The following is a 7,543-nucleotide window of genomic DNA, read 5'->3' as shown; positions in this document are numbered from 1 at the left end:
TACAGACCGGCTGAGTAGTTACATTCTACTTTGCGTTCTTGGCGTCTTGGCGAGAACAAAGATTTTTTACCGGTTCGGGGCTGAGAAGTAGCCGCCAGCACGGAAGGACCTTCGGCCACCTCCGGCGACCAACCGTCTGAGATCAGGAGTGGATGCCGATCCGGATGCTCAGCGGCCAGGCCACCGAACGTTCCCTCTCGGGGTCGCCCCACCGCTGCGACAGGGCGGAGCGGATCTGTTCCAGGGGGTCATCGCCACGCTCCTGAATCATCCGCTGTACCGCCGACCAGGTGCCCAGATAGCCCAGCAGCTGGGGCAGGTTCCAGCTTGCGGTCATGGCGAACTCCGGAATTGCCGGTACCGGGTCGAAGGGGAAGGGGAGATCGGCATAGCCCCGTTCCACCCGTGCCCGCTCCACCGGCCAGTAACCCCGCAACGTGTCGTGGTACAGCCGGTCGATAACTGGATCAATGCCGGGATCTATTTTCAGCAGATTGTAGCTCCAGACCGCAATTACCCCGCCGGCTTTCAATACCCGTTTTACCTCGTTGAAAAATGCCTCCAGATCAAACCAGTGCAGTGCCTGGGCGACCGTAATCAGGTCGACGGCGGCGGCGGCCAGGCCGCTCTGTTCCGCCGGCGCCACCCGATAATCGATGTTGCCGCGGCGGCTGGCCGCAGCGATCTGGTTGCTGCTGGCGTCGCTGGCGATGACCCGGTCAAACCAGGCGGCCAGCTGCAGCGCCGCCTGGCCACTGCCGGTGGCGCAATCCCAGGCGGTGTGCCGGGACCCGGTCAGGGAAGCGAGGTATTCGAACAGAGCCGGCGGGTAGCCCGGCCGGTATTGCGAATAGGCGGTAGAAGCCTTGGAAAAGTGATCCTTGAAGCTGTTTTGCATGCTGGAAACCTACCCTCCCGGAATCTCAATGCGGTCGGCATATGCCCGGCTGGGAAATGCCCGCCAAATATGGGAAAATCCGCACTCTTGTGATTTCGTCAACGGTCCGCATTGATCGCTCAGTCCCTAAACATCGAGTATCCGGGTACATGAAACTAAGAGTCGCCATCAATGGTTATGGCCGCATCGGCCGTTGCATTCTGCGGGCCCTGTATGAGTCCGACCATTTTCGCCGCCATATCCAGATCGTCGCCATCAATGAGCTGGCCGATCTCGAAGTGGTGACCCACCTGACTAAGTACGATACCACGCACGGGCGTTTTCCGGGAACGGTGGCCCGGGATGAGCGCCATCTGCTGATCGACGGTGACAAGATCTCACTGCTCTGCGAGCCCGATCCCGAGTCACTGCCCTGGCGTGCGCTGGAAGTCGACCTGGTGCTCGAATGCAGTGGCGTGTTCAAGACTCGCCAGGATGCCGAACGGCATATCGCCGCCGGCGCCGGCAGGGTGCTGTTCTCCCACCCGGCGGAGCCGGACGTGGATGCCACCATCGTCTATGGCGTCAATGATCACCGGCTGCGGCCGACCGATACCATCGTCTCCAATGCCTCCTGTACCACCAATGCCATCATTCCGGTACTGAACGCCTTGCAGGAGAGCTTCGGCATCGAGTGTGCGCTGATCACCACGATCCATTCCGCCATGCATGACCAGCCGGTGATCGATGCCTATGACAAGGATCTGCGCAAGACCCGTTCCGCGCTGCAGTCGATCATCCCGGTGGAGACGGGCCTGGCCAGAGGTGTGGTGCGGATCCTGCCTGAGCTTAAAAACCGGGTGCATGCCCAGGCGATCCGCGTCCCCACCATCAATGTCTCGATGATGGATCTGTCGGTGGAACTGGAACAGCCGGCCACCCGGCAGGAAGTCAACCAGGTGCTGAAGGCGTTGAGCGAGAAGCAGGGGGGGCGGCTGTTCGGTTATATCGAGGAACTGCTGGTCTCCTGTGATTTCAACCACGATTCCCGCTCCTCCATTGTGGACAGCAACCAGACCCAGGTGTGCAATCATCATTTCGCCAAGGTGGTTACCTGGTTCGACAATGAATGGGGATTTGCCAACCGCATGCTGGATACCGCCATTGCCATGGCGCACGGTCCGCACTTGAATCCATAGTACAACGGTAAGCAGATGACCCAGCAACGCACAGTATTTTATGTCTCGGAAAGCACCGGTATCACGGCGGAAACCCTGGGGCGCAGCCTGATCTCGCAATTCGAGCAGACCATCGAGTTCAAGGCCATCTATATGCCGTTCATCAACACCATCGAGAAGGCCAGAAAACTGGCCAAACAGTTCGACATGGTGGCCAAGCGGGATGGCGCCCGCCCGATCGTGTTCGCCACTATGGTGGAGTATGAGACCCGGGTCATCCTGAAACGCTCCAATTGTCTCTATATCGAGCTGTTCGACACCTTTATCGCGCCGCTGAGCCGGGAGCTCGGGGTCAATCCCTCCGGCAAGACCGGTCTCAGTCACGGTATGAGCAATGGCGACAGTTATGAGGGCCGGATGGATATCATCAACTTCGCCATGGTGAACGATGATGGCGCCCGGCTGGACAAGTATGATCAGGCGGATGTGATCCTGATCGGGGTTTCGCGTTCCGGCAAGACCCCCACCTGCCTCTACCTGGCCATGCATTTCGGTATCAAGGCCGCCAACTATCCGCTCACCCCGGATGACTTCGAACTGAATCGGATCCCCGACGACCTGCTCAAACACAAGGAGAAGCTGGTTGCCCTGACCATCGATCCGCCACGCCTCAACCGGATCCGCGAGGAGCGGCGGCCGGGCAGCGACTACGCCTCGCTGAAGCGCTGCGCCTCGGAGGTGCGGCAGGCGTTGACGATGTTCAGGAAGCACGGCATCTGGGTGCTCGATACCACCACCCACTCGATCGAAGAGGTTTCTTCACGCATCGCCAAGGCGATTCGCTCGCGTTGACGAGAATCTCTGAAGGGGAAAGAAAAACGTAACTACTCACCAGGTTTGGAGTTGATTGGTCTGCCTTGTTGGCCTCACACGATGGCTGGACCAAGATCGGCCAACAAGGCAGACCAATCACCCCGTGAGTAGTTACAAAAAAACTACTACACTGGTGATACATGGGGGGGTCGAATGTCTCGGCGGCCGGCAAGATCAAGAAAACTGCGCAGATAAAAAATACTTTGGCATTCCATAAGATTTCCCGCTTGTACGGTGTAATTTTAAAAATCATAATGGCCTGTTTTTATTAATAAATTAACCCTTTTTGTGGGTTTTCTCTGAAAGCTGAATAATATGAAAATTGGGGTACCTAGAGAGACACGGCAAGGGGAGGCGCGGGTTGCTTCCACGCCTGATGTGATAAAAAAACTGGTCGCCAAGGGCTTTACCGTGCTGCTTGAGCAGGGCGCGGGTGAAGCGGCGCATTTCACCGATGCGGAGTACGGGCAGGCGGGCGCCACCCTGGTGGACCGAGCCGCCGCGCTGGCGGCCGATATCGTATTGAAAGTACGCAAGCCGAGCCTGGAAGAGATCGCCCTGATGTCGGATGGCGCGGTGCTGGTCGGGTTTATCGAGACCTGTGAAGAGGACGACACCCTGCGTGCGTTGTTCGCCAAGCATATCCGGCCGATCGCACTGGAACGGGTGCCGCGTATTTCCCGAGCCCAATCGATGGATGCGCTCTCCTCCCAGAGCAACATCGCCGGTTTTCGCGCGGTAATCGAGGCGGCCAATCGTTTCGGGCGTTTCTTCCCGTTGATGATGACCTCCGCCGGGTCGGCCAAGCCGGCCAGGGTGGTGGTGCTGGGTGTGGGGGTGGCCGGCCTGCAGGCGATCGCCACCGCCCGCCGCCTCGGCGCGGATGTATACGCCTACGATATCCGTCCGGAGACCCGGGAGCAGATCCTTTCCCTCGGTGCCAAGCCGATCGACCTGGATATCGGCGAGAGCGGTGCCGGCGAAGGGGGCTATGCCAAGGAGCTCTCGGATGAGGCAAAGGCTAAACAGCAGCAGTTGCTGGCCGACGAGCTGAGCAAGGCGCATATCCTGATCACCACCGCACTGATTCCCTGCCGTCCGGCACCGGTACTGGTGACGGAAGCGGTAGTAAAGCGGATGCGCGCGGGATCGGTGATAGTGGATCTCGCCGCGGAGACCGGGGGCAACTGCCCGCTGACGGAAAAAGATCAGGTGGTGAGCAAGGAGGGGGTGATCCTGGTGGGGCACACCAACTATCCCGCCATGATGCCGACAGACGCCAGCGCCTTCTATGCCAAGAATATCGCCAATCTGCTCGATATCATGGTCACCCAGGAAGACGGCGCCCCGGTGCTGAACGATCTCGATCAGGATGAGATTACCCAGGCGGCACTGGTCAGGCCTGAATCCGGATAGTTGTTGGACGCTGTCATCGGGGGAGAGGCGACCAGCGGATCGTCGTTATCGGCCTGACGGTTCGCAGAAGCGCCGACTGCGTAGCTGAAACAGATCCCGCCACGCCCCATGCCGCACGATTGGCCATGCCGTACGATTGAAAATTAACAGGAGGGCAGTTAGATGCCTGATACATTGGTAGCACTCTACGTTTTTGTGCTCGCTTGCTTTATTGGATATTACGTCATCTGGGGCGTTACCCCGTCGCTGCATACGCCGCTGGTGTCGCTCACCAACGCCATCTCGGGGATTATCATCGTGGGGGCGCTGCTGGTTACCGGCCTGGAAGAGGCGAGTACCGCAGCGGAGATCATGGGGTTCTTTGCGGTGCTGCTGGCCTCGATCAATGTGTTCGGTGGCTTCCTGGTGACCAATCGCATGCTCGCCATGTTCAAGAAGAAGAAATAAGGGAGCCCGTTTGCAATGCAGATCTCAGCCAATTACCAGGCGCTCGCCTATCTGGTCTCCGCCATTCTGTTCATCTTCGCCCTCAAGGGATTGACCCATCCGGCCACCGCCCGGCGCGGTAATTATTACGGCATGGCCGGCATGGCGCTGGCCATCATCGCCACCCTGGTCGGTGCCGAGGTGCAGTCTTACGGGTTGATCATTGCCGGTGTCGCCGCCGGGGCCGTGATCGGCGCCGCGCTGGCAGCGAAAGTGAAGATGACCGCCATGCCTCAACTGGTGGCGGCGCTGCACAGTTTCGTCGGTATGGCGGCGGTGCTGGTGGCCATCGGTACCTATGTCAACCGTGCGGCCGCCGGCACCCTGAACCCGGTACTGATGACCGAGCTGGCCGTCGGCATCGTGATCGGTGCCATCACCTTCAGTGGTTCGGTGATCGCCTTCGGCAAGCTGCAGGGCATCATCAGCGGCAAGCCGGTGGTGTTCAAGGGGCAGCACCTGCTGAATGCCGCCCTGGGTCTGGCCATTGTCGCCTTCGGCGTGCACTTCGGCATGACCGAGAGTGTGGTGTCGTTGGCGCTGATGACCCTGATCTCCTTCGTGCTCGGTTTCACCCTGATCATACCGATCGGCGGCGCCGACATGCCGGTGATCATCTCCATGCTCAACAGCTACTCCGGCTGGGCGGCGGCGGCCACCGGTTTTACCCTGCAGAACAACCTGCTGATCATTGTCGGCGCACTGGTCGGTTTCTCCGGCGCCATCCTCTCCTACATCATGTGCCGGGCCATGAACCGCTCCATTATCAATGTGGTCTTCGGTGGCTTCGGCAGTGATTCCTCGGCGGGCACCTCCAGTGCCGCGGCCCTGGCGGTGGAGAAGGGGGTCCGTTCCGCGTCCGTGGAGGATGCGATCTACTGGATGGAGGATGCCGGCAAGGTGATCATCATCCCCGGCTACGGCATGGCGGTGGCCCAGGCCCAGCACGCCCTCAAGGAGTTTATGGATCTGCTGATCGAGCGGGGCGTGGAGGTGAAGTTTGCCATCCACCCGGTGGCGGGACGTATGCCGGGCCACATGAATGTGCTGCTGGCCGAGGCCGATATCCCCTACGATCATGTGCTGGAGATGGATGAAATCAATCCGGAATTTCCCACCGCCGATGTGGCCCTGGTGGTGGGTGCCAATGACGTGACCAACCCGGCGGCCAAGACCGATCCGTCAAGCCCGATTCACGGCATGCCGATCCTGGATGTCTCCAAGGCAAAGCAGATCTACGTGATCAAGCGCTCCATGAATCCCGGTTATGCCGGTGTCGACAATCTGCTCTATTACCAGGACAACTGTGCACTCATCTTCGGCGACGCCAAGGCGGTGTGCGAGGGGCTGGCCAGTGCGCTGAAGGGTGGGGGGCACTGAGCTACACTATCACCGGCTCGTCCCGCAGGTAGGAAATGGAGGGTAGCGGGTCCTCCTCGTGCATGGCATCCTCCAGCAGTTCCATCTCATCCCGGCCGAGCCGGGCAATGTGGTAGAGCGCCTCGCCCTGATAGGCCAGGGGCAGGGTGGTGCGGCCGATGACAATGCCGCGCCAGGGTGAGAACACCTGGGCCTCACGCTCGCCGAACGGATCACTGATATAGCCGAGCACCTCGTTCTTGTCCACGGTGGCGCCCAGTGGCGCGATGGCGCGCAGGATGCCGCTCTGGGAGGCGCGCACCCAGGCGCTGGTATGGGTGATGACCGAGGCCTGGCCGCTACCGGGACGTCTTGAGGCCGGCAGCATTTTCAGGTGGCGCATCACCCGGACGATGCCGCGCAGCCCGATGCGGATCGAGTGTTCATCGAAGCGCAACGCCTCGCCGCACTCGTAGACCAGCATCGGGACGCCCAGGGTGGCCCCGGCCTGGCGTACCGAACCGTCGCGTAGGCCGGCGTTGAGGGTGACCGGGGTGCGGAACGCCTCCGCCATGGCGGCGGCCACCGGGTCATCCAGATTGGCGCGCACCTGGGGCATGTTGGCGCGGTCGATGGCCGCGGTATGCAGGTCGATACCGTGGCTGCACTGGGCTACGATCTCATTGAGAAACAGGTAAGCCACGCGACCGGCCAGGGAACCCTTTTCCGAGCCCGGGAAGGAGCGGTTGAGGTCGCGCCGATCCGGCAGGTAGCGGGAACGGTGCAGAAAACCGGGTACATTGACAATGGGGACCGCGATCAGGTCGCCGCGCAGCCTGTTCAGCAGCGGCAGACTGAGCAGGCGGCGGATGATCTCCACGCCGTTGATCTCATCGCCGTGGATCGCCGCGCAGACGAACAGCCGCGGCCCCGCCTTGCGACCGCGGATCACATGTACCGGCATGGTCATCGGCGTATGGGTGTAGAGCTGGGCGAGGGGCAGGTCGATGGTCAGGTTTTGGCCGGGCAGCACCTCGCGGGCACCGATGCGCAGCGGTTGGTCCATGGTTCAGCCTAAAAACCTTGGTTGGATGCGGCGGAGTGTGCGTTTTTTGTTCGGCACATCCTTGTGCCTCACCCCTTCGGGGCTTTCGCGAAAAAATGTTCCTGACATTTTTTTGCGGTGCAGGGCAAGGCGTGAAACGAGGCCAATGGCGCGTCCTTGGTGAGTTTCACAACGCGGCCATGTGTCGCAAAAAATGTGCGATCCGCTGCATAGCGTGCTCACTGCCGAGGTGAAGCGGGAGGTGACTGGAAATGCGATCAAAAACATGCGCTTTGGTCCTGTGCGTAG

General features: G+C 60.5%; 8 protein-coding genes. 5 read left to right on the top strand and 3 right to left on the bottom strand.

Features of this window, described 5'->3' with window-relative positions:
• Positions 1 to 142 precede the first annotated feature (142 nt).
• Positions 143 to 898 carry a class I SAM-dependent methyltransferase gene (locus NPX02_RS18835; RefSeq protein ID WP_260295485.1) on the bottom strand — a complete coding sequence of 252 codons (756 nt, stop codon included), beginning with the start codon at positions 896 to 898 and terminating at the stop codon, positions 143 to 145.
• Between the two features lie 149 nt (positions 899 to 1,047).
• Here NPX02_RS18835 and gap point away from each other — a divergent pair, with 149 nt between their 5' ends.
• From gap to NPX02_RS18810, 5 genes are all read left to right on the top strand, one after another.
• Positions 1,048 to 2,076, top strand: a complete 1,029-nt coding sequence (gene gap, locus NPX02_RS18830; RefSeq protein WP_260295484.1) for a type I glyceraldehyde-3-phosphate dehydrogenase — start codon at positions 1,048 to 1,050, stop codon at positions 2,074 to 2,076.
• 15 nt (positions 2,077 to 2,091) lie between these two features.
• Positions 2,092 to 2,907 carry a posphoenolpyruvate synthetase regulatory kinase/phosphorylase PpsR gene (ppsR, locus tag NPX02_RS18825; RefSeq protein WP_260295483.1) on the top strand — a complete coding sequence of 272 codons (816 nt, stop codon included), beginning with the start codon at positions 2,092 to 2,094 and terminating at the stop codon, positions 2,905 to 2,907.
• Positions 2,908 to 3,243: 336 nt separating this feature from the next.
• A complete protein-coding gene (locus NPX02_RS18820; RefSeq protein ID WP_260295482.1) occupies positions 3,244 to 4,344 on the top strand; it encodes a Re/Si-specific NAD(P)(+) transhydrogenase subunit alpha in 1,101 nt (366 codons plus the stop codon).
• A gap of 162 nt (positions 4,345 to 4,506) precedes the next feature.
• Positions 4,507 to 4,791: a proton-translocating transhydrogenase family protein gene (locus tag NPX02_RS18815; RefSeq protein ID WP_260295481.1), complete on the top strand. Its 285-nt coding sequence runs from the start codon at positions 4,507 to 4,509 to the stop codon at positions 4,789 to 4,791.
• A gap of 15 nt (positions 4,792 to 4,806) precedes the next feature.
• Positions 4,807 to 6,210: an NAD(P)(+) transhydrogenase (Re/Si-specific) subunit beta gene (locus NPX02_RS18810; RefSeq protein WP_260295480.1), complete on the top strand. Its 1,404-nt coding sequence runs from the start codon at positions 4,807 to 4,809 to the stop codon at positions 6,208 to 6,210.
• A gap of 1 nt (position 6,211) precedes the next feature.
• On the opposite strand, the gene NPX02_RS18805 is transcribed toward NPX02_RS18810, so the two are convergent.
• Together NPX02_RS18805 and NPX02_RS18800 are read right to left on the bottom strand one after the other, a co-directional pair.
• Complete coding sequence (locus NPX02_RS18805) at positions 6,212 to 7,255, bottom strand: succinylglutamate desuccinylase/aspartoacylase family protein (RefSeq protein WP_260295478.1); 1,044 nt, start codon at positions 7,253 to 7,255, stop codon at positions 6,212 to 6,214.
• Between the two features lie 3 nt (positions 7,256 to 7,258).
• Positions 7,259 to 7,522, bottom strand: a complete 264-nt coding sequence (locus NPX02_RS18800; protein WP_260295477.1) for a hypothetical protein — start codon at positions 7,520 to 7,522, stop codon at positions 7,259 to 7,261.
• Positions 7,523 to 7,543 lie beyond the last annotated feature (21 nt).

Origin of the sequence: Sedimenticola hydrogenitrophicus (assembly GCF_025175675.1) — a bacterium.
GTDB lineage: Bacteria > Pseudomonadota > Gammaproteobacteria > Chromatiales > Chromatiaceae > Sedimenticola > Sedimenticola hydrogenitrophicus.
Note: the sequence above shows the minus strand (reverse complement) of the source record. Positions and strands in the feature narration are given on the sequence as shown.